Consider the following 22,088-nt stretch of genomic DNA (forward strand, 5'->3'; position numbering starts at 1 on the left):
ATGGCCGCTGATTCCAAGGGCAGGGTTATGGCCTTGGATCTCGGGGAGGTGCGGATTGGGGTCGCCTTGAGCGACCCCTCTCGCTGTTTTGCGTCTCCCCTTGAGGTCCTTAAGATGGAAGAGGGATGGATCGAAAGGGTTAGGGAGTTGATCGAGCGCAATCAAGTATCCCTGGTGGTTGTGGGCCTCCCAAGACGTACCGACGGAAGCCTGGGGCCTGAGGCGCATAGAGTGGAGGCCTGGCTGGAGGAGCTCAAGGGAGTGCTTGGTGATGTGGAGGTGACCACCTTGGATGAGCGGTTTACCACTGCCATAGCCCAAAGGTTTCTCCTGGAGGCGGACATGCGCAGGGATAAGAGGAAGGGAAAGGTGGACAAGGTGGCCGCGGCGGTTTTGTTGCAAAGCTATCTTGACGCCAGGAGGGACGTTTAGTTGCTTCCAGATGGAGTTAAGCTTACCCCCATGCTAGAGCAGTACCTTTACTGGAAGGAGAGGTACAAGGACTATCTTCTTTTCTTCCGTATGGGTGACTTTTACGAGCTGTTCTTCGACGATGCAAAGGAGGCGTCCCGGCTTTTGGACATAGCTCTTACCGCCCGGGATCAGGATCGCTCGATACCCATGGCTGGAGTTCCCCACCATTCGGTGGAGCAGTACCTTGCGAAGTTAGTGGAACAGGGGCGCAAGGTTGCCATATGTGAGCAGGTTTCTGAGCCAGATGGTAAGACGCTGGTTAAAAGACAGGTGGTACGCTTGGTGACCCCGGGCACTTTTGTCCCTTCGGATGGTTCGGGGGATGCTTATCTGGCGGCCTGTGCACCTGTTGGGGAGGGATGGGCTTTCGCGGTGATATCCCTGTCTACCGGTCAATTTGAGGCGGGGGTTGTGTCAACCTTGGAGATCCATGGGGTGCTGTCCGCCTATGCCCCTACAGAGGTTTTGGTGCCTAGGGGCAAGATACCCGATGGCATGCCTTGGAGATGGGTTGAGCGGGAGCTAGATCTCTTTTCGCCAGCGGCCAACGAGGTGCTGTTGAAGCAGCGCCTTGGGTTATCCACCCTGGAGGGACTGGGCTTCCCAACCAGTGATCCTGCTTTGGGTCCCGCAGGAGCGGTGCTTCGCTATGCGGAAGAAACCCAGTTCAGGGCTATAGGTCATCTAAGACCTCTTAAGCGGATATCCCTTGGCAGGGGGCTTATGCTCGACCTCACATCCCAAAGGAACCTGGACCTTTTGGAGCCGAAGGGCTCATCGCTATTCTCCGTTCTTAACTTTTGTGTAACCCCTCTAGGCAAAAGGGTCTTGAAGGAGTGGATACTGCATCCCCTGAACGATCCGGATGAGATAAACCTTAGGCTTGACGCGGTTCAATCTTTGGTGGAAGACCCGTTGGCTTTAAATGCCATACGTTCATCCCTCGGAGCCGTTGGGGATGTGGATCGTGCGGTGTCTCGGCTTCATCTTGGTACTGGAGGTCCAAGGGATGCGGGGGTGTGCAGGGATTTTCTCTCCGCCCTTCCGGATGTGGCTGCTTGTGCTGCATTGTTCCCGGAGAGGTGGCGCATAAGCCTTTCCAGTGCCTTGGAAGAGCTTAAGGTGACGTTGGAGGCCGCTTTGGAGGAAGTGCTTCCGCGGGATCTGTCTGAGGGGCCCGTTATCAAGCAAGGTTATGACGGTGAGTTAGATGAGCTCCGGTCTTTTGTGGATGGTCACGAGGGTTGGCTTTCTGCCTTTGAGGATAGGGAGAGGGAGAGGACCGGCATAAAGGGCCTAAAAGTACGGTACAACAAGGTGTTCGGCTATTACATAGAGGTCAGCAAGGCCAACCTAGACAAGGTCCCCTCCGATTACGTTAGGCGTCAAACCCTGGTAAACGCCGAGCGGTTTGTTACACAGGAGCTTCAGGAGTTTGAGGCCAGGATGTCCAAGGCGTCCATGGCGGTTAGCGTTAGGGAGGCTCATGTTTGGGGAGAGGTACTTTCCAGGATACTTAATGCTACGCCTGAGATACAGTCCCTTTCGGCCCTGGTGGGGGAGATAGATTGCATCCAAAGCCTTGCCGTGGCAGCGGTGGAGAGGGGGTACTCCAGGCCTCATGTGGACCTTGGAGACGTATTTCACCTGAAGGATGCCAGGCACCCGGTCGTGGAGGTTGCACTACACCCCGAACCCTTTACCCCCAATGACATGTATTTGGACAGCGGGGAAAGGCGCATGATCCTTTTGACCGGCCCCAACATGGCGGGTAAGTCAACCTATCTTAGGATGGGGGCTCTCGTGGCGATAATGGCTCAGATGGGATCCTTCGTGCCTGCAAGCTACGCGAGGATCGGGTGTTTCAGCAGGATATATACCAGGATAGGGGCCAGGGACGATCTGGTGCGGGGGCAGAGTACCTTCATGGTTGAGATGGTCGAGACCGCTCAGATATTGAACAGTTTGGGTCCCAGGAGCCTTGTCATATTGGACGAGATAGGTCGGGGTACGTCCACCGATGATGGTATGAGCATAGCTTGGGCGGTGATGGAGTACCTGCATCACCGGTCAGACGTGGGGGTTAAGGTCCTTTTCGCCACTCACTATCATGAGCTGACGGTTCTTGCGGATCAGCTCCCTGGGGTTAGCAACTGGAGCGTGGCGGTGGAGGAGACCCCAAGGGGGGTTGTTTTCCTGCATCACGTGATCCCTAGGCCTGCGGACAGGTCTTATGGAGTGGAGGTTGCGAGGTTGGCAGGGCTTCCGGAGTCCGTTCTTAGGCGTTCCCGGGAGCTGCTGGAGATGTTCGAGGGAAGAAGGAAGAGGGATGTGGGCGCCGCTTTTGACGTTGCCCCTGGGGTGGTGCAGCTCTCGCTTTTCGACCCCAGGGTGGACGGGTTGCTGGAGGAGTTAGCGGCTTGTGATCCTGATAATATGACCCCTCTTCAGGGGCTGGAAATGATATATGAGCTCAAGATGAAGGCTCTTGACATACTAAGGGGTGGGGGACATAAAGCACGTGAGCAGGATTGAGCACCTGCCCCAGGAAGTAAGGGAGAAGATAGCCGCCGGCGAGGTAATAGAGAGACCGTTATCGGTGGTTAAGGAGCTGGTAGAGAACTCTATCGATGCTGGGGCGGCCCGTATCAGCGTATCCCTCTCCCAGGGAGGGAAGAGCTGGATAGTGGTGGAGGATGATGGCAGGGGTATCCCATTTGAAGATCTCCCTATGGCGGTTTTGCGTTATGCCACAAGCAAGATAAAGTCTCTGGATGACCTGTTTAACATAAGATCCCTTGGCTTTCGGGGGGAGGCTCTTGCCAGCATTGGTGCGGTGAGCCGGATGGAGATAAGGAGTCGCTTCGAGGGCGATGATGTCGGGGGGCTTATCCTATGCGAAGGGGGGGAGGTGCTGGCGTGTCACAGAATCCCCCGTCAATTGGGCACCACCGTAAGGGTGGAGGAGCTATTCTACAACCTTCCAGCCCGGAGAAAGTTCCTAAGGGCTGCTGCTGCTGAAACCCGTAGGATAAGTCAGTTTATCCAGGAGATGAGCTTGGTTTGGCACGATCGGTGGTTTACCTTGACTTCCGATGGCAGGCGTATCCTTGACCGGCGGCCGGTGGGTTCTAAAAGGGAAGCCGCTCAGGCCCTGTGGGGTTGTGAACCCAGGGAGGGCCGCATGGAGATGGATGGGATTAGATGCGTTACCCTGTGGAGCGGGCATGGGGATGGCCGTGGCGGAATGGTTATCTTTGTAAACCAGAGAAGGGTATGGGATACGAATATAAGGGCGGCGATACAGGGGGCTTCTGGCTCGGCCAGGGGGGATTGGGTCGTCTTCATAGATCTGCCACCGGAGGATGTGGACGTGAACGTTCATCCCACTAAAGGTGAGGTTCGCTTCAAAAGGCCTAGGGACATCTTCAGCGTGGTGTATGGAGCGGTTCAGTCGGCGGTAGGAATTGTGACCATGGCAGGCCGATCCAGGGTTGAGGCCCCCCCGCGGGGTTCTGGGATTACAGGGATCATGGGATTCCCAGGTCGGGAGGACTTTGATATCGATACCCTGCCAAGGGACGAAGGGGAGGATGTCTCTGGGCTCAATGGATCCCGTGGAGGGACCAATGTTGCGGAGGCGGACACCTTGGAGGAGGGAGGTTCTGCCTGTAGGGCTGAAAAATGCCCGGAGCCCCTAGATCTTTACGAGGTGGTATCGGTTGATGTTTTGGAAGCTTGTTATATCGGCAAGACCTCTAAGGGATATCTGCTATATGATCTTCCCCGAGGAGTTCTTTTCTTGGATCCTCATGCGGCGGAGGAAAGGATAACCTTTGAGCGGATAGTCAATGGCTCCTATGGAGGGTCACAGGTTTTAACCTTCCCGGTTGAGGTCCCCGCGTCGGTGGCTTCCCAGTTGAAATTATCTACTAAGCCCTTGGAGCGCTTAGGGTTTAGGTTCAGCTTAGGGCAGTCCGATACCGTTTGGTTGGAAGGTATTCCCCAGTCTCTTTCCGCGTTTGATGTATCTCCCGTAGAATGGCTTCGTTGGGCGGTTGCGAGCTCGTCTGAGGAGGACGAGGGGGATACGGAGGAGGGCCGTATTTTGCGGCGAATGGCGGGGAGGGCGTGTAAGCGTTCTATGAAACTTGGCGAGATGCTTGACGATGAGGGGGCTCTCCGGTTGATACGGGAGTTGTTTGGGTGTTCCACCCCTCACAAGTGCCCCCACGGCAGATCCACTTTTTTCGTTATCCCGTGGGGCTATGTTGAGTCCAGACTTGGGAGGTAACATGAGAGAGCGAGCCGTTGTTCTGCCAGCCATAATAGGTCCCACAGCGGTGGGGAAGACGGACTTCAGCCTGCTGCTTGCGGAGGAGCTGGATGGGGAGATAATCTCCGTGGACTCGAGGCAGATATACCGCTACCTGGACGTTGGGACCGATAAGGTTTCCCCGGAGGTTAGGCGCAAGATAATTCATCATTGCATAGATGTTGCGGATCCAGATCAGGTGTTCTCCGTGGCGGATTTTGTGAAGTGCGCTTCCGAAGCGGTGGAAAGGATACTTAATCGTAACAAGGTGCCTATATTTGCGGGTGGTACGCCGTTCTATTTTAAAGCCCTTGAGGGAGGGGTTTTGTCGGATCTTCCGTCGGATATGAACGTGCGCCGCGCCATTGAACTGGAGATGGAAGAAAGAGGCAGGGAGGCCATGTACGAGGAGCTCAAGTCGTTGGATCCAGATGCGGCGGTCCGCATAAATCCAAACGATTCCCACCGTATAGTTAGGGCATTGGAGATATATAGGGCCAGCGGCAAGCCTCCAACCTGGTGGTATAGGAACAATCCGCCGTCATCGGGCGGTTTCAAGATGATGTACATAGGGCTCAACAGGCCAAGGGATGAGCTGTACCGGCGCATAGATGAGAGGGTAAGGAAGCAGTTCCAATCGGGATATCCGGAGGAGGTCCTTTGGCTTCTCTCGAATCGCTTTGACGAGCGTTTGCCGTCCATGCAGGGTTTTGGGTACAGGGAACTTATTGCGTGGGCCAAGGGTGAGATGACCATTGAGGAGGCCATGGCAGGAGATGTGCGTTACACCAAGGCATTTGCCCGGCGTCAGATGACGTGGTTTAAACGGTTTCCTGTGTATCGTTGGTACGATCTTTCTCTGATATCACCCGAGGGCCTTCTCCAAGAGGTTAGGGACGAGGTTTTCCGTCAGATGGAGGCGAGGCAATGAAGGTCCTTACGGCAAATCCAACGGGCCTTTGCTTCGGTGTTAGAAGGGCCATAGAGGCTCTTGAGAGGGCGCTCGAAGAACGAGGCAGGGTTTACTCGATAGGCAGCCCTATTCATAATCCTCAAGAGGTGGAGCGTCTGGAGGCTAGGGGGCTGGTGGTTGTAGATGATTTAGATGAGGTTCCCCCGGGAGCCCCGCTGTTCGTAAGGGCTCACGGCATTGCCCCTACTCTATTGGATGAGGCATTGCGGAAATGTGGAGAGGTGATCGATGGCACTTGCCCGTTCGTAAGAAAGGCCCAGGAGAGGGCGAGGGATCTATCTGCGGAGGGGTATCCGGTGGTGATAGTGGGGGATGGTGAGCACCCAGAGGTCCGGGGGATACTGGGATTCGTCAAAGGGTTTGCGTTGGTGGTGCCTGGAGACCATGACCCCTCCCTTTCCAGACTATCCCGTTTTGCCAAGGTAGGGGTTCTCAGTCAGACGACCCAAAAAATGGAAGTTTTTTCAAGCGTGGCCAAGGCCCTTGTGGGTATCGTTCCCGAGGTTAGAGTGTATAATACCATCTGTAGTGCCACCCTTGAGAGGCAGAGGGCTGTTTGTGAGCTTGCGTCCATGGTGGATGGCATCTTGGTGATAGGCGGCAGGAACAGCGCTAACACTAGGAAGCTTGTCCAGATAGCCCAAGAGGCTGGGGCCTCGGTGCTATGGATAGAGCACCCGGATGAGCTGGACTTGGGGTGGCTTAGGGGAAGGGGTTCCATCGGATTGGCCGCCGGCGGAAGCACGCCGGACTGGTTAATCCGGGAATTGATAGAAAGGCTTGAGAAACTGTAGGTCGCGAGGAGGATGGAGAGGTATGGTGGACGAGTCGATGATGAACAATTCCGGAGTGTGTGATCCGGAGCCTGAGACGATGGAGAGCATCATGGAGCAGATTGACTCCGTGAACATACATCGGGGCAGCGTGGTTGAGGGCACGGTGGTTGATGCCCGGGAGGACGGCTGGCTTGTGGATGTGGGTTACAAGTGTGAGGGCTTCTTGCCCAAGCGGGAGTGGACCCATCGGGCCATCGTGGAGAAGGTGGGGGAGCCCCAGGTTGGGGATCGCATAAGGGTCCAGGTCACTAACGTGGGTCAGGGTGAGGAGGCCCAGCTCAGCCTTAGCCGTTGGCGCTGTGAGTTCGACGAGCGTTGGAACGCCCTCGAGGAGAAGCTGGCTCAGTCGGACGTCATAGAGGTGGAGGGTATCCGGAAGGTTAAGGGCGGTCTTATAGTGGACTGCTGCGGTCTTGAGGGTTTCATCCCCATCTCCCATCTGGCCGAAGAGGGAAGGGGCATCAACCCTGCCAATCTGGTGGGTAAGACCTTCCCGGTTAAGCTGGTGGAGAAGGACCGGAGGAAGCGTCGTCTGGTTCTTTCCAGGCGCAGCATCCTTGAAGAGGAACTCTCCTCGCTCCGGGAGGATTTTTACGCTAACGTTCACGAGGGTGACATCCTGGAGGGGGATGTCAGCAGCGTGACCTCTTTTGGGGTCTTTGTCAACCTCGGGGCCCTTGAGGGGCTTGTCCATGTGACCGAGCTATCCTGGCAGAGGGGAGCTAAGGCCAAGGATATAGTCCAGAAGGGTGACAGGGTTAGGGTAAAGGTGATAGGCATAGACCGGGAGAACAACCGCATATCCTTGAGCCTTAAGCAGGCCCAGGAGGATCCGTGGGTTAACGTCACCTCCAGGTGGAGCGTGGGGCAGAAGACGAAAGGGGTTGTCACCAACCTGGCCGATTTCGGTGCCTTTGTGGAGATAGAGCCGGGAGTGGAGGGGCTTATCCACATAGGAGACCTCAGCTGGAGCCGGGTCAAGCATCCCAAGGAGGTGCTTCGCAAGGGCCAGGAGGTTGAGGTTGTCATCCTTGAGGTGGATGGCGAGCGTCGCCGGATAGGTTTGGGCTTTAAGCAGCTCAACGATCCTTGGAACAACGTGGCAGAGAAGTACTCCAAGGATCAGGTGGTTAACGTCAAGGTGGTTCGTCTGGCTGACTTTGGGGCTTTCGTTGAGCTGGAGGATGGGGTTGAGGGGCTCATTCACATCTCCCAGCTGAGCCGCCAGAGGGTGGAGAAGCCCTCTGACGTCCTAAAGGAGGGGCAGGAGGTGCAGGCCAAGATCTTGGAGGTCAACCCTGCGGAGAGGCGCATTCGCCTGAGCCTAAGGGCCCTGGAGGAGGAGCCGGCCCAGGAGCGTAGGGAGGAGCGTAAGCGTCGTCCTGCCAAGGATGATTCTCACGGCTCTCCTAAGTCCTTCTTGCCCCAGCAGGAGGAGTTCACCTTTACCATAGGAGATCACCTGAATCTTAACCAGTAATAAAGGGATGGAGGTGCGTGGGCCGGTCTTCGGACCGGCCCTTAAGTTCTAACCATGGCCAGCAATGTTAAGGGTAATGTAATGAAAATTAGGGTTTTCCCTGACCCGGTTTTGCGGGAACCGGTGGATCCGGTGGAGGACTTTGGATCGGATCTGTCCAAGCTTTTGGCTGATATGTGGGCCACCATGTATGTGAAGGACGGTATAGGGCTTGCGGCGCCCCAGGTGGGCATATCCAAGAGCTTGGCTGTCATCGACTATCACGGGGAGCGTTACACTCTCATAAATCCTGAGGTCTTGGATGCGGAGGGTGATGAGGAGGGGGAAGAGGGTTGCCTTAGCTTCCCCGGCATTTTCGTTAAGGTTCACAGGCCCACTAGGATAAGGGTGCGTTTCCAAGACGAGAGTGGAGATCCAAGGGAGATGGATGTTCACGGCTTTCTTGCCAGGGTGTTCATGCACGAGATAGATCACCTCAAGGGTAAGCTTCTTATAGACCATGTCTCCCCGATGAGGCGGCACATGATAACATCAAAACTTAAGAAGAGGTCGGCGGAGGAACGATGAACTGGGGGGTTCTGAGCGCTGGCCCCTTTGGTGCCCTTTGGATTAAGGGGCTTGTGGATTTGGGGATGCCTCCTGAGTGGGTTCTTACCAAGCCCCCAAGGCCCGCTGGCAGGGGATATAGGGAAAGGCCCACGGATGTTGAAGCCTGTTGTTCAACGTTGGGGCTAACGGTGGTCAGGACATCTTCTCCGCTGGAGAGCGTCCAAACCCTTGTAGGCCATGGGTTGGATGCTCTTTTTGTGGTGGATTGTTCGTTCTTCATCAGGGAGCCGTTGTTGAGTTTGCCTAAATTGGGGTGTTTGAACCTTCATCCTTCCCTTCTGCCGCTTTTAAGGGGGGCTGCTCCTATCCAGAGGGCCCTTTGGATGGGGTTTACGGAGACCGGGGTAACGTTGTTCAGGTTGGTGGAGGAGATGGATGCGGGGCCCGTTCTCATGCAGCGTAGGAGCCCAATAGATGAATCCGATGATATGGGAACCCTTATGGCCAAGCTGGCGATGCTCTCTGCGGAGATGACCGTAGAGTTCCTTAGAAGCCCCCATTCGTTCATCCCAGTACCCCAGGAGGGGGAGCCCACTTATGCGCCAAAGATAAGCAACGAGGAGACTCGTGTGGATTGGCGCAGGGGGGCGTTTGAGATCCTCTGCATGGTTAGAGCCCTTTCACCGAGGCCTGGGGCCTGGTCCACGATCAATGGTAAACGGCTTAAGATACTCAAGGCTTCTATAGATCATCAGGTGCCCCGTGGTCTTGAGCCAGGGGATCCCTATGTAAAGGGAAAGCTACCAGGGGTGGTATGTGGTGATCAGCTTGGCCTTATACTGTTAGAGGTACAGCCGGATGGCAAGAGACCGATGCCAGGGGAGTCATGGTTATCTGGGCTGAGGTCCTATGATGCGGACTGTCGCTGGGAGTGAGGAGGGGTCTTATTGTCCGATTCCAACCTGTCCGAGGAGGTCTTGTGCCGAGAGATCGTTTATGGTGGTAAGGTCATATCGGTTGCCAGAGATGTAGTTAAGTTGCCAAATGGGAAGAACACATTTCGCGAAGTTGCTGTCCACAGGCCTGCGGTTGCGATTTTGCCGATTTTAAACGATGGACGGATATTGTTGATCCGCCAGTATCGTCACCCGGTCAAGAGGGTGATATGGGAGATCCCCGCAGGGCTCCTTGAGGAAGGGGAGGATCCGGCGGGGGCTGCTCAAAGGGAGCTGCGGGAGGAGACCGGTTATAGGGCTGGTGTTTTGGAAAGGGGGCCCTCGTTTTTCCCGTCCCCGGGCTTTTGTGACGAAGAGATCCACGTCTTCATAGGCAAAGAGCTGGCCCAAGACCCTCTGGATTGTGATGATGACGAGTTCGTGAGGGTTGAGTCGGTATCGTTGGAAAAGGCTCTTAGTATGATCTCAAGCGGGGAGATAGTGGACGGCAAGACGATCCTAGCCATTTTGTGGCTTATAAACTCCCTGGGAATATCTCAGAGGTGAACTCCGTTTTGGGAGGTTGGTGCTGTGGAAGAGGGTTCCTGCTTCCCCTCGGATCCCCGGATGGGGGCTTTCTTGGAGTATCTAGCGTTAGAGAGGGGTTTAAGTGGCAACACCATCTCCGCTTATCGGCTTGATCTGGTGAAGTACGCTGATTTTTGTGCCAAGAGGGGCAGGGATGCCATACCTCCGGATCCCGAGACGGTGTCCCTGTTTTTGTCGGACCTTCAGCGGTCCGGTTACGCCAAGAGCTCGGTGCAGCGGGCGGGAGCCTGCATAAGGTCTTTAAACCGTTTTCTTGGTGAGTGTGGCGCGGATCCCGGCAAGGTCCCGATGTTGCCATCTAAACCTTCGGTTATACCTTCGATTCTTACGGAGGGGGAGGTTACGCGGCTTCTTGAGGCAACGGCGGGGGATGGAGTTTTAGACATAAGGGACAGGGCTATAATAGAGTTGCTTTACGGGTGTGGCCTTAGGGCTTCCGAGCTGTGCGGGCTGTCCATGCGGGATCTTGACCTATCCTCCGGTACCCTTCGTGTTTGCGGCAAGGGAGAGAAGGTGAGGGTACTGCCCTTGGTGGGAGAGACCCGCAAGGCCTTGGAGCGGTATCTGTCCATACGGGGTACGGCTGATGGCCCTGTCTTCCTGTCCAAGCGCGGCAAGGGGCTTAAACGGGAGGACGTATGGAAGATCATGAGGCGAAGGGGGATGAAGGCCGGCATAGCTTCGTCTAGGCTTCATCCACACGTTTTGCGCCATTCCTGTGCCACCCATCTTTTAAGGCGCGGCATGGATTTGAGGGCCCTCCAATGCCTTTTGGGGCATTCATCGGTAAGGACCACTGAGGTATATACCCATTTTGACATGGAACTTAGAGATGTATATGACAAAAGTCATCCTAGATCGCAAGGGAGTTGATTTTTATGACACCTAGGGACAAGGTCCTTGAGGCTCTTGGGGTTCTTAAGAGGTTTGTCCCCTCCGCCCCGGAGGTTGTGATGATTTTGGGATCCGGAGTGGGAGATTTCGTTAATATCTTGCAGGATCCGATCTCGATCCCCTACGAGGATATCCCTTGGTGGCCCAGGTCCACTGCGCCAGGACATCAGGGTGTACTTCGGATAGGAAGCATTGATGGCCTTACAATTGGCGTCCTGCAGGGCAGAGTCCATTATTACGAAGGGTATTCGATGGAAGAGGTGGTGTTCCCCGTGCGGGTCATGGGGGAATGGGGGGCCAGTACGCTGGTTGTAACGAATGCCTCCGGTGGCATCGATACCTCTTACTCCCCTGGCCAGTGGGTTCTTATAGAGGATCACATAAACTTTATGGGGGCGAATCCCCTTATCGGTCCCAACGAGGATTGTTGGGGGGTAAGGTTTCCCGACATGACGGAGGCCTATGACAGGGGCTTGATGGATATGATGGAACGGGCTGCTTCCCAGGTGGGGATTGAGATAGGTAGAGGGGTTTATGCTGCCATGTCGGGCCCCAGCTTTGAGACCCCTGCGGAGGTAAGGATGCTTCAAAGACTGGGCGCAACCTTGGTGGGGATGTCAACGGTGCCGGAGGTCATAGCGGCTAGGCACATGGGGGTGAGGGTTTTAGGCCTTTCCTGTGTTGCTAATTATGCGGCGGGTATTTCAAAGACCAAGTTAACCCATGAAGAGGTTTTGTCCGAGGTATCCCGGGCAACCGGTGATCTGTGTAAGCTTCTGCCGGCCTTTTTGGAGGTGATGAGGCGTGGGATTTAACATCCTCAAGTTCATCGAAGTGAAGAGAGACGGAGGGGAGCATAGCAGGTCTGACATAGAGGGTTTTGTAAATGGCCTCATGGATGGTTCCGTGAAGGACTATCAGGCAGCGGCTTGGCTTATGGGGGCCTTCATACGGGGCCTTACCATGAGTGAGATGTCTTATCTAACCACCGCTCTTGCCAACTCTGGTGATGTGTTTAAGCTGCCGGCTAATGGTTTTTCTGTGGACAAGCACAGCACCGGAGGAGTAGGGGATAAGGTTACCTTGGTTTTGGTCCCCTTGGTGGCATCCCTTGGGATACCGGTTGCAAAGTTGAGTGGCCGGGGCCTTGGGTTTACCGGAGGCACGGTGGACAAGCTGGAGTCCATACCAGGTATGAACATGCATCTCTCCATAGAGGATTTCAAGACCCAGGTGGCTCAGATAGGCTGTGCGGTAAGCGGCCATTCGCTGCAGCTTGCCCCCGCGGAGGGGAAGCTCTACCACCTCAGGGATGTTACGTCTACGGTTCCTTCTATGGGTTTGATTGCCACCAGCATCGTTAGCAAGAAGATAGCTGGAGGTGCGGATGGCTTCGTCTTCGACGTCAAGTGGGGACGGGGTGCCCTGATGGAAACTTACGACGGCGCCGTGGCCCTTGGGAGGTTGCTGGTTGACCTTTCAAGCTCCCTTGGACATCCGAGCAGGGCGGTCCTCACCAGCATGGAACAACCCTTGGGGGATTGGGTTGGGAATGCCGCAGAGGTTCGTGAGGCCCTGGAGGTGCTAATGGGGGAGGGGCCCAGTTCTACCAGGGAGGTTTCCCTTTTGTTGGCCAGGGAGATGGTGCTTTTGGCCCGCAGGGCATCAAGCCCGGATGAGGCCCTTGATATGTGCCGACGTGCTTTAGATGGCGGCTCTGCCCTTGAAAGGTTTGCCATGATGGTGGAGCGCCAAGGAGGAGACCCCAGGGTCACCGATCCTTCCACCTGGGATCGGTTGTTGCCTTTGGCGCCGGAGCGAGCCGTTGTAATTGCGGAAGAGGATGGTTTTATGGCCGGGATTGACACCAGGGCCATTGGTGAGGCACTGAGGACCCTTGGTGGTGGTCGGATTAGAAAAGAAGATCCAATTGACCATGGGGTGGCCATAAAGGTCCACTGTTCAGTGGGGCAGCCGGTTAGTAGGGGAGATGTGCTCCTGGAGATTCTGGGAAGGACTAAGGGGGCTGCGGAAGAGGCTGCTGCAACTCTGGGTGGTTCTTTGGTGATCTCCAAGGAGCCGGTGGATTCTATACCGTTGGTGGGTGAGATCCTTTATCCCCTTGAAAGAGTGGCGAAAAGCTAGTAGGATTTACTGGTCCCGAGCGGAGGTGAGTCGTAGCTGGTGCTGCGCCCAGGCTTCAAACCTGGTGGGGGTCGGTAGGCCGGTCCCGGTGGGTTCGATTCCCACGCGCCTCCGCCAGAGTCGAGAAAGCCCCTTCCCTTTCGAGGAGGGGCTTATTTTTTAGGATGTTAAGTTTAAAATCACAGGGGGCAGGGGGATTTTCGATGTCCTTGGGCTTCTTCCTCACCATAGAGGGGATAGATGGATCCGGAAAGAGTACCCAGGCGGGCAAGGTGGCATCCTGGATTCAGCAGGAGCTTGGCAGGCCGGTGGTTTGGACCCGAGAACCCGGGGGTTGGGGGGACGGGGAGTCATAAGGGACATGCTCATCAGGGGAGATTGGGCTAATTCTTACACGGAGATGCTTCTGTTTTTTGCGGATCGTTGCGAGCACTGTACAAGGGTGATCACCCCAGCCCTTTTGGACGGGTCGGTGGTTTTGTGTGAGCGTTATCAAGACTCTACCATTGCATATCAATCCTTTGGGATGGGGCTGCCAGAGGGGTTGGTAGCGGGGGTTTTCTCTTCCTTGAGACTACCGGTTCCTGATAGGACGTTGTGGCTTGACGTATCTCTTGAGGAGGCCATGGCCAGGCTTTCCGCCAGGGGGGCTGGTGATAGGATAGAGGCAAGGGGATTGGATTTTTTTAAGAGGGTACGGGAAGGATACCTCTCCATATCTGTCAGGGAGCCTGATAGATTCATCAGGGTGCCAGCTTCCGGAGATCCCGAAGACGTGTTTCAGCGGCTGAAGGAAGAGTTGGTGAGGATGCTTTGTTCATGAAGGTACATGGTGGGGGAAAGAGAAGTTCCAGCAATCAAGGTGTCTCACTTGGAGGCAGAGGAGCTGGGCAGCCCAGGGCCGGGGATAGGGTTGAGGGGGCAAGCTTCTTGGAGGCCATGGAAGAGGTGGAGCGGGCGAGGTTAATAGAGGAGATCCGCTCCCTGGGGGACAGCCTTTCGAAGCATCCGTCGGTGTCGGTGCTCCAGCGTTATAGACATTTGATAGGCCTGGCCATAGGGATGGTTCGCAGCACCATGGCGCTAAAGAGGGACTACAAATGGAGGAGATCCGAGAGGACTCTGTACGTACTGATAGAGAGGACGGAGAACGCCCTCGCCGAGCTAGAGGCGGTGTTAGCGGGAGAGGGTGACCGCTCCAGGGTCTTGGATTTGGTGGAGGAGATAAAGGGTTGTTTGATATCAATTCTTTCCTGATTTCCAACCCCCCATGGGATGATTTCCTTAGGATGGCCCACTCTGGCCGGTGTCAGAGCCTATGTTTTGTGGTGCCAGAGACCCTGCAGGAAAGTTTGAGCGTCCAAGTGGCGATGGCACTTTGGGGAGGAGATGGGGAGGGGATGGATGATCTTATCCCCCTGGGAAGTCCTGGTAGTCCCCCTGGGATAGAGGTTTGTAAGACCCTTGCCATGGAACTGTCCCTCTCTCCGGTGGGGAGGCCGTTTAGGATTGGGGTGGTGTTTTCCGCAGATAAAATTTCCCCTGCGGCGGCTAACAGCCTTTTGAAGGTCACGGAGGAGCCCCCTGGGGGATCCAAAGTGGTCTTTCTTTTGGAGAGGGATAACCTTTTGCCCACGTTGAGAAGCCGGGTTGGCATGTTTAACCTGCTTGCTCCGGAGATGCATGAACCATCCCATCATCCATCTGACCCGGAAGCCTGGATGAGAGTTATGAGGGCCTGCGGCAGCGGTGGGAAGACCCAGTGGGATTTGCCCAGGCTAAGACAGGAGATCCAGGGATGGGTAACGCAGATGATCAGGGATGGTATGCTAGAGGAAGCTGATCGGGTCTCTCGTTTGGTTGAGATCCTCTTGAACCATCCCATGTCCCCATCTATGGGGGCGGATATGGTGTTCTTGACCCTTGAGGAGGGATTAGACTTTGCCTAAATACCTTGCAGTCCTTGGTAAGCCCAGATACCTTGGGATATTTTCACTGGATGATCCAACGTTTTCGCTTTTGAAGGGTGATAGGGTAATGGTTTCCTCCCCCAGGGGGGAGGAAACCGCGGTGGTCCTAGGGACAATATCAGAGGAGAAGGAAGAGGAGCTTAGGTCCATGCGGTCTAATCAGGATATGGGGGATGGGGTTAGATCGGAACCGTTGATTATGGATCTTGAGTTCGTTTCCACCTTGAGGGAAGAGGAACTGGAAGAGATAGATCGACTATCTATGGAAAACGATGGGGCCCTTAAGTCTGCCAGGGTGATCTTAGAGGCCCATCAGCTTCCAATGAAGATCATTGACGCGGAGTACCTGCCTAACAAGAAGAAGCTGTTCTTCTATTTTACCTCCGAGCAAAGAGTTGATTTCCGTGCCCTGGTGAAGGATCTTGCGAAGGAGTTTAGAACCCGGATAGAGCTTCGCCAGGTTGGAGTCAGGGACGAGGCCAAGATAATAAGGGGCCTTGCCCCGTGTGGAAGACCTTGTTGCTGCAGCTACTGGCTTCATCAGTTCGCCCCTATATGCATAAAGATGGTTAAGGAACAGAACTTGGCGCTTAACCCCACCAAGATATCTGGTCTGTGTGGAAGGCTTATGTGCTGCATGAGCTATGAGCATAAGACGTACCGGGAGCTGTGGGAGGATCTGCCTAATCCGGGCTCTAAGATAAAGACTCCTGCGGGTAACTATGTGGTGTTAGGAGTGGACCTTGGAAGTTCCTCTGTGCGGTGTTCCTTGCCGGGTGGCGGCGAGATCTTAGTGCCTGTAAGGTTTTTTGAGCAGTTTAAAGATGCGGTTACCAGGGGAGAGGTTTGGGAAGCTCCGGATTTGCCGGAGGAAGCGTCTATTGAGACCGGGACATCCGGCGTGCTTTTTGCTGAACCCGAGGTGGAGTTGTCAGTGGATGACGCGGAGCAAATGAACGCTGCCGGTGAATTGATGGGACGGTCGGATGGTGCAGAGGGGCCTTCCAAGAAGCGGCGCAGAAGGAGGAAGCCCAAAGGTGGCAGGGATAAGTCCTCCCAGGAAGGAGACGCTTCTGCGGGTGTGGCGGATGCGGACTTATCTCGCTTATCCTCCGGGGAAGGCGACTTGTCCGATGTAGAGACGATGGGGAGGAGCAAGACTGGTTCTAAGAGAAGGAAGTGGAAGGATAGAAGGAATAAGAACCGGTCAGAAAGGGATAAGGAGGGGAACTCGGTTGATAGGCTTTCTCAAGAAGGTATTTGATAAGGTAAAAGACGTAAAGGCCAGGTGGGAGTACGGGCTTTGGAACATATTCTCCGATGAACCTATAACTGACCAGTTCTTCGAACGTCTTGAGGAACATCTCATAGCCGGGGATGTCGGGGTGGGGCTTTCCGAGTCCTTGGTGAAAGGTCTTAGGGAATTTGCGATAAGTGCCAAGATATCGAGGGCTTCGGATCTCAGGGCCCATTTTGCCAGTATGTTGAAGGACATGTTAAGCCAGGCTCAAGGGAGTGGTTCATCCCTTAAGTTCAGTGGACCGGTGGGGCTAGTTTTGCTTATAGGGGTTAACGGCAGTGGTAAGACCACCACTGCGGCCAAGCTGGCCCGGTTGCTCAAGGAAGAGGGACGTAACGTGGTCTTGGCAGCGGCAGATACCTTTAGGGCTGCTGCAATAGATCAGCTTAAGGTGTGGGGGAAACGTGCTGGGGTAAGGGTGATAGCTCAAGAGCCCGGGGGGGATTCCGCGGCGGTGGTTTACGATGCCATACAATCGATTAAAGCTGTCGGTGGCATAGTTATCGCGGATACCGCCGGCAGACTTCATACGAAGCATAACCTTATGGAAGAGCTTTCTAAGATATACCGGGTGGCCCTTAAGGACTTATCCCCCGATGACATATGCCCTATTTTGGTTGTGGATGCCATAACGGGCCAGAACGCCTTGGCGCAGGCCAAGGCTTTTAACGGGGCCATGCCACTCAAGGGACTGATACTTACTAAGTTCGACCATACCGCCAAGGGGGGTACCATTTTGGCCATGACCTCCGAGCTTAACGTGCCGGTCTTATACGTTGGCGTTGGGGAGGGGATGGAGGATCTGGAACCGTTCTCCTGCGACTCTTTCGTGGAGGACTTGCTTGGGGGCGGTGTAGGGGCATGACTTTAAGGGAGGTCTTGCGGGAGATATTTAGATCCGGTGCGGATTACCTGGGGCATCGTGGTCCCGGCGGGGTGGTTCTAGTGCACAAGGATGAGCTTATACCGTTCATCGAGACAAACGATTCCGCGGAGATAGAAGAGGTCATCGCAAGGTTTGAATCCCGCAGGGCTCTGTCCTTTGATCAATCTCTTGAGGGCAAGATATTTTTCGTAGCGGAGGAAGATCCTGCCAATGCCGCTGCCGATAAGAAGGGTTTGCCCCAGTGGTGGGACGTGCCAATCCCGCTTTTTTCAACCAGGCTTGGGGGATTTAATCCAGCTGGGGTTAGGGAGTATGGCTCTTTAGAGGGCCTTGTGAAGGCCTTGGAGGTAGCGGTCTCTGCGGGGGATGATGTGGTGTCCGTTTGGCACGAGGGTTGTGAAAGGGTTTTTATGATCCATCCGCTGGGTGACGGGATCTATCGGTTGGAGGACATATCGCTGGAAAGCGCTTCCGCCAGGGAGATATGTAAGTGGGCGGCGGTTGGGCGGTCTATGGTTGACCGTTTTAGGGATAACGGCTTGGATGTCAGGGTTTTCGATCCTCAGGAGGTAGTACCTCCGGGTGGCGAGGTGGTGCCCTGCATGTGGGAGAAGGAACTGGTGGGATATCTTTTCATCCCATTGCCTCAGGAGGATGGAATGGAGAGGTCAAGGCCTTCGCGGGGTTCCAGGGCTAAAAGATCTAAGGGGACAGGGGAGACGTAGTTTGGTCTATCCCAGCGGTCTTGTTAAAGCGGGTTTCCCTATATTTCCCATGTAAAGCCATATTAAAGCTGCCATTCTGTAGGGGGGATTTTTTTGATACCTCGTTATGAGACGGAGGAGATGCGCGGGATATGGTCCGATGAGAATCGGTTCAAGGCATGGCTTGAAGTTGAACTTGCCGCCTGCAGGGCTTGGGCGGAAGAAGGGGTTATCCCAAGGGAAGACATGGAGGCAATTGAGGCCAGGGCGGGGTTTGACGTCGATAGGATAAGAGAGATTGAGGAGGTCACACAGCACGACGTAATAGCCTTTGTGAGTGCCGTGGCCGAGCGGGTGGGGGAGAGCGGACGCTATGTTCATCTAGGGCTTACGAGCAGCGATGTGGTTGATACGGCTTCATCGCTTTTGCTTTATAGATCTTCTAACGTTATCCTGCGGGAGTTGGAGGGGTTATTAAAGGCCTTGGGGGAGTTGGCGGTTTCACATAAGTTCACCCCTTGCGCTGGTAGGACCCATGGGGTTCATGCGGAGCCCATGACCTTTGGACTTAAGCTTCTGAATCACTATGCCCAGCTTAAGAGGGACCTTTCTAGAATAAAGTCCGCTGCGGAGGATATCAGGGTGGGGAAGATCTCCGGAGCGGTTGGAACCTATGGGAACTGCCCCCCCCACATAGAGGGTAGGGTTTGTGAGTCCCTTGGGCTCAGGCGTGATGAGGTATCAAATCAGATCATCCAACGGGACAGGCACTGTGCGCTGCTTTGTTCACTAGCCATAATGGGTGGGTCCCTGGAGAGGCTTGCCATGGAGATACGCCACCTTCAGAGGACAGAGGTTCTAGAGGCCTTGGAGCCCTTTGGTAAGGGGCAGAAGGGATCAAGCGCCATGCCGCATAAGAAGAACCCCATATTGTGTGAGAGGATCTGCGGTATGGCCCGGTTGCTTAGATCCTATGCCCTGACGTCAATGGAGAACATAGCCCTTTGGCATGAGCGAGATATAAGCCACTCTTCAACCGAGAGGGTAATATGGCCGGATGCTTTCCACGTGGCTCATTTCATGATACGTTCAACGAAGAAGGTGATTTCCGGCCTTACTGTAGATCAGGATAGGATGAGGCGCAACATGGAACTTACGGGAGGCCTCCTCTTTAGTGGGAGGGTCCTGCTGTTCCTGGTGGAGCGTCTTGGAATGTCGAGGGAGGATGCTTACTCGGTGGTTCAGGATAACGCCATGAGGTGTTGGAACACTGGAGAAAGGCTTTCGGACCTGCTCTCGGCGGACAGCAGGCTTAAGGGTGTGCCAAGGGAGGAATTGGAATCCCTCTTTGATGTGGGCTTTTTTACCAGGCACGTGGAAGACATTTTTTCAAGGTTTCCCGAGCTCAACTGAAGGATTTTTTGTGATTTAAAGCCGCAGTCTTATTGGTGGGGTTATTAAATATCACAATCTCAGGGGGGTGTCTTGGTTGTATGCTCCGGAGAGGAACATGGCGTTGGAGTTGGTAAGGGCCACCGAATCTGCCGCTATGGCGGCTGGAAGGTGGATGGGGCGGGGAGACAAGAACGGGGCGGATAAGGCCGCGGTTGATGCCATGAGGTATATGCTTAACACCATCCACATGAATGGGGTGGTGGTCATCGGGGAGGGGGAGAAGGATGAGGCCCCAATGCTTTTTAACGGGGAGATCCTTGGGACCGGTGAACCCCCGGAGGTTGACATCGCGGTGGATCCCATTGATGGTACTAGGCTTTGTGCCGAGGGGCAGCCGAATGCGGTGAGCGTGGTGGCGGTGGCTGAGAAGGGGTCGCTATATGACCCGAAGCACATCTTCTACATGGACAAGATTGCCACGGGTCCCGAGGCGGCCCATGTGATAGATATAGAGGCACCGATTGAGGAGAACATCCGTAAGGTGGCGTCGGCTTTGAAGAAGTCCGTTGAGGACGTTACGGTTGTGGTGCTTGACCGTCCAAGGCATGAGGATTTGATAAAACGCATAAGGGTCATGCGGGCCAGGATAAGGCTCATAAGGGATGGAGATGTGGCGGGAGCCCTTATGACGTGCAAGGATGACAGCGGTATAGATCTGCTTCTTGGGATAGGTGGATCGCCTGAAGCGGTTATAAGTGCCTGTGCTATAAAGTGTGTAGGGGGTAACATGCAGTGTAAGCTTTGGCCTAGAAACGAGGAGGAAGCCTCTCGTTGCAGGGATTTAGGCATGGACCTTGACAGAGTTCTAACGCTTAATGACCTAGTAAGCAGCGACAACGTGTTCTTTGCTGCTACGGGAATAACGGATGGGGAGTTCCTAAAGGGCGTCAAGTACCATGGGGATAGGATAAAGACCACGTCGATGGTCATGAGATCGAAGAGCGGTACCATCCGGTATGTAGAAGCCATACATCAGCTGGACAAGCTGGAAAAGATAAGCGGGATAGAGTACGGCCCCGTCAGGTAGGGCCGTGCGTTCTGTAAATATATAGCGAGCCCTTTACATAAACGGTTAGGGGGGATGTTCCCTCCTAACCGTTTATGTCTTAGTTTATTGGGCCTTAGCCTTCAGGGGCACGAGGCTTTTATCGAATCTTCTTCCATCTGGTCCCCTGGGGTGTATCCTCGAGGACTATGCCCATGCTGAGCAGCTTGTCCCTTATGGCGTCTGCCTCTTTAAAGTTGCGTTCTTTCCTCGCCTGGTTCCTACGATGTATTAGCTCCTCTATCTCATGATCCAGGGCTTGTGCATTTTCTATCCCGATGATGCCCATTATCCGGTCCACGTCCTGCAAGAACCGGGCTGCTTCATTTAATGCCTCAAGGTCCAACGGTGACTGGGAGCCTATATGGGAGTTGGCGGACCTTATCAGAGCGAAAACAGCACCTATGGCTTCTGCGGTATTGAGGTCATCGTCCATGGCATTCAGGAATTGTTCCCGGCTTTCCCTTACGGCGGATCTTAGTTCCTCCGATATTCCCCCGGAGTCCTGTCTCTTAAGGGCGAAAGATATCTCTGCCCACCCATTCCTCAGCCGCTCAAGGGCCCCTTGGGCCTGGCGCAGGTTGTCCTCTGAGAAGTTTATGGGAGACCTGTAATGGGCGGATAGCATGAATAATCTTACGGCCAGGGGGTGGAACTTGCTTATGACGTCCCTGGCGGTCATGAAGTTCCCAAGGGACTTTGACATCTTTTCCTTATCTATCATGAGATATCCGTTGTGAACCCAGTACCTGACGAAGGGCTTTCCCGTGGCGGCCTCTGACTGGGCTATCTCGTTCTCATGATGCGGGAACACGAGATCGCAACCGCCTCCGTGGATATCGATGGTTTCTCCCAGGTGATGCCTGCACATGGCGCTGCACTCGATATGCCATCCCGGCCGTCCCAAACCCCAGGGGCTTTCCCAGGCGGGTTCCCCAGGCTTTTGCGCTTTCCATAGGGCGAAGTCCAGGGGATGTCGTTTCCTTGGATCTACGTCTATGCGGGCTCCGGCTTGAAGTTCTTCCAGGTCCTGACGTATCAACTTCCCATAGGCGGGATAGCTTTTAACGTCGAAGTAAACGTCCCCATCCACCTGGTAGGCGTGTCCCTTGCGTATGAGGATTTCTATTAATTCTATGATGTGAGGTATCTCTTCAGTGGCCTTGGGGTTTACCGTGGCACGTTTTATGCCCAGAGCGTCTGCATCCTGGTAGTAGGCCTCTATGAACTTGTCGGCCAGCTCCTTAACCGTAATCCCCATCTCGTTGGCCCGGTTTATCATCTTGTCGTCTATGTCGGTGAAGTTCTGCACGTATTTAACCTGATAGCCTAGGTATTCCAGGTATCTGCGCATAACATCGAAAACTATAAATGGTCTTGCGTTGCCTATGTGAAAGTAATCGTAAACTGTGGGGCCGCACACGTAGAACCTAACCTTGCCCTCCTCTACTGGCACGAAAGGCTCCTTTTTGTTAGTAAGATCATTAAATATATTAAAGGCCACGGCTATACCTCCCT

22 protein-coding genes and 1 tRNA gene are annotated in these 22,088 nt (G+C 54.7%); 22 read left to right on the forward strand and 1 reads right to left on the reverse strand.

All coding sequences use genetic code 11. The features are described from left to right. The 22 genes from ruvX (at position 1) to glpX (ending at position 20,552) form a co-directional block, all read left to right on the forward strand. The gene (ruvX, locus tag THEVEDRAFT_RS03840; protein ID WP_006583410.1) at positions 1 to 432 is read left to right on the forward strand and encodes a Holliday junction resolvase RuvX; all 432 of its coding nucleotides are present in this window, start codon (positions 1 to 3) and stop codon (positions 430 to 432) included. Then, positions 433 to 3,009, forward strand: coding sequence for a DNA mismatch repair protein MutS (gene mutS / locus THEVEDRAFT_RS03845; RefSeq protein WP_006583411.1), 2,577 nt, complete (start codon positions 433 to 435; stop codon positions 3,007 to 3,009). It abuts the gene before it with no gap. Continuing rightward, positions 2,996 to 4,768 (forward strand): DNA mismatch repair endonuclease MutL, encoded by a 1,773-nt coding sequence (gene mutL / locus THEVEDRAFT_RS03850; protein WP_006583412.1) that lies wholly within the window; start codon positions 2,996 to 2,998, stop codon positions 4,766 to 4,768. Before mutS ends, mutL begins: the two co-directional genes overlap by 14 nt. A gap of 1 nt (position 4,769) precedes the next feature. Further along, positions 4,770 to 5,720, forward strand: coding sequence for a tRNA (adenosine(37)-N6)-dimethylallyltransferase MiaA (gene miaA, locus THEVEDRAFT_RS03855; RefSeq protein ID WP_006583413.1), 951 nt, complete (start codon positions 4,770 to 4,772; stop codon positions 5,718 to 5,720). Then, positions 5,717 to 6,556 (forward strand): 4-hydroxy-3-methylbut-2-enyl diphosphate reductase, encoded by an 840-nt coding sequence (gene ispH, locus THEVEDRAFT_RS03860; protein ID WP_006583414.1) that lies wholly within the window; start codon positions 5,717 to 5,719, stop codon positions 6,554 to 6,556. The genes miaA and ispH overlap by 4 nt, the downstream gene beginning before the upstream one ends. A gap of 22 nt (positions 6,557 to 6,578) precedes the next feature. Next, positions 6,579 to 8,078 (forward strand): S1 RNA-binding domain-containing protein, encoded by a 1,500-nt coding sequence (locus THEVEDRAFT_RS03865; RefSeq protein ID WP_006583415.1) that lies wholly within the window; start codon positions 6,579 to 6,581, stop codon positions 8,076 to 8,078. 54 nt (positions 8,079 to 8,132) lie between these two features. Then, positions 8,133 to 8,645, forward strand: a complete 513-nt coding sequence (gene def, locus THEVEDRAFT_RS03870; protein WP_040825291.1) for a peptide deformylase — start codon at positions 8,133 to 8,135, stop codon at positions 8,643 to 8,645. Beyond that, entirely contained in the window at positions 8,642 to 9,562 is a 921-nt protein-coding gene (locus THEVEDRAFT_RS03875; protein WP_006583417.1) for a methionyl-tRNA formyltransferase, read from the forward strand. The genes def and THEVEDRAFT_RS03875 overlap by 4 nt, the downstream gene beginning before the upstream one ends. A gap of 12 nt (positions 9,563 to 9,574) precedes the next feature. Then, positions 9,575 to 10,129 (forward strand): NUDIX hydrolase, encoded by a 555-nt coding sequence (locus THEVEDRAFT_RS03880; protein ID WP_006583418.1) that lies wholly within the window; start codon positions 9,575 to 9,577, stop codon positions 10,127 to 10,129. Between the two features lie 24 nt (positions 10,130 to 10,153). Then, positions 10,154 to 11,044 carry a tyrosine recombinase XerC gene (locus THEVEDRAFT_RS03885; protein WP_006583419.1) on the forward strand — a complete coding sequence of 297 codons (891 nt, stop codon included), beginning with the start codon at positions 10,154 to 10,156 and terminating at the stop codon, positions 11,042 to 11,044. Positions 11,045 to 11,049: 5 nt separating this feature from the next. Then, complete coding sequence (locus THEVEDRAFT_RS03890; protein WP_006583420.1) at positions 11,050 to 11,880, forward strand: purine-nucleoside phosphorylase; 831 nt, start codon at positions 11,050 to 11,052, stop codon at positions 11,878 to 11,880. Continuing rightward, positions 11,870 to 13,210 carry a thymidine phosphorylase gene (locus THEVEDRAFT_RS03895; protein ID WP_006583421.1) on the forward strand — a complete coding sequence of 447 codons (1,341 nt, stop codon included), beginning with the start codon at positions 11,870 to 11,872 and terminating at the stop codon, positions 13,208 to 13,210. The genes THEVEDRAFT_RS03890 and THEVEDRAFT_RS03895 overlap by 11 nt, the downstream gene beginning before the upstream one ends. Before the next feature lie 21 nt (positions 13,211 to 13,231). Beyond that, positions 13,232 to 13,327: transfer RNA gene (locus THEVEDRAFT_RS03900), tRNA-Sec, on the forward strand. Positions 13,328 to 13,413: 86 nt separating this feature from the next. Further along, positions 13,414 to 13,566, forward strand: coding sequence for a dTMP kinase (locus tag THEVEDRAFT_RS10110; protein ID WP_281054552.1), 153 nt, complete (start codon positions 13,414 to 13,416; stop codon positions 13,564 to 13,566). Beyond that, positions 13,545 to 14,033 (forward strand): dTMP kinase, encoded by a 489-nt coding sequence (tmk, locus tag THEVEDRAFT_RS03905; RefSeq protein ID WP_281054553.1) that lies wholly within the window; start codon positions 13,545 to 13,547, stop codon positions 14,031 to 14,033. Before THEVEDRAFT_RS10110 ends, tmk begins: the two co-directional genes overlap by 22 nt. Next, positions 14,030 to 14,467, forward strand: coding sequence for a DUF327 family protein (locus tag THEVEDRAFT_RS03910; protein ID WP_083830696.1), 438 nt, complete (start codon positions 14,030 to 14,032; stop codon positions 14,465 to 14,467). Before tmk ends, THEVEDRAFT_RS03910 begins: the two co-directional genes overlap by 4 nt. A 143-nt stretch (positions 14,468 to 14,610) precedes the next feature. Next, positions 14,611 to 15,159 carry a hypothetical protein gene (locus THEVEDRAFT_RS03915; protein WP_245522728.1) on the forward strand — a complete coding sequence of 183 codons (549 nt, stop codon included), beginning with the start codon at positions 14,611 to 14,613 and terminating at the stop codon, positions 15,157 to 15,159. After that, positions 15,152 to 16,444 (forward strand): PSP1 domain-containing protein, encoded by a 1,293-nt coding sequence (locus THEVEDRAFT_RS03920; protein ID WP_006583425.1) that lies wholly within the window; start codon positions 15,152 to 15,154, stop codon positions 16,442 to 16,444. The genes THEVEDRAFT_RS03915 and THEVEDRAFT_RS03920 overlap by 8 nt, the downstream gene beginning before the upstream one ends. Further along, complete coding sequence (gene ftsY / locus THEVEDRAFT_RS03925) at positions 16,416 to 17,345, forward strand: signal recognition particle-docking protein FtsY (RefSeq protein ID WP_006583426.1); 930 nt, start codon at positions 16,416 to 16,418, stop codon at positions 17,343 to 17,345. Before THEVEDRAFT_RS03920 ends, ftsY begins: the two co-directional genes overlap by 29 nt. Further along, positions 17,342 to 18,091 (forward strand): hypothetical protein, encoded by a 750-nt coding sequence (locus tag THEVEDRAFT_RS03930; protein WP_006583427.1) that lies wholly within the window; start codon positions 17,342 to 17,344, stop codon positions 18,089 to 18,091. Before ftsY ends, THEVEDRAFT_RS03930 begins: the two co-directional genes overlap by 4 nt. A 93-nt stretch (positions 18,092 to 18,184) precedes the next feature. After that, positions 18,185 to 19,483, forward strand: coding sequence for an adenylosuccinate lyase (gene purB / locus THEVEDRAFT_RS03935; RefSeq protein ID WP_006583428.1), 1,299 nt, complete (start codon positions 18,185 to 18,187; stop codon positions 19,481 to 19,483). Between the two features lie 76 nt (positions 19,484 to 19,559). Further along, on the forward strand, positions 19,560 to 20,552 hold the full coding sequence (gene glpX, locus THEVEDRAFT_RS03940; protein ID WP_006583429.1) for a class II fructose-bisphosphatase: 993 nt from the start codon (positions 19,560 to 19,562) through the stop codon (positions 20,550 to 20,552). A 118-nt stretch (positions 20,553 to 20,670) separates the two neighbouring features. Here glpX and cysS read toward each other — a convergent pair whose 3' ends face one another. After that, complete coding sequence (gene cysS / locus THEVEDRAFT_RS03945; RefSeq protein ID WP_006583430.1) at positions 20,671 to 22,074, reverse strand: cysteine--tRNA ligase; 1,404 nt, start codon at positions 22,072 to 22,074, stop codon at positions 20,671 to 20,673. Positions 22,075 to 22,088 lie beyond the last annotated feature (14 nt).

Origin of the sequence: Thermanaerovibrio velox DSM 12556 (genome assembly GCF_000237825.1) — a bacterium.
Classification (GTDB): domain Bacteria; phylum Synergistota; class Synergistia; order Synergistales; family Synergistaceae; genus Thermanaerovibrio; species Thermanaerovibrio velox.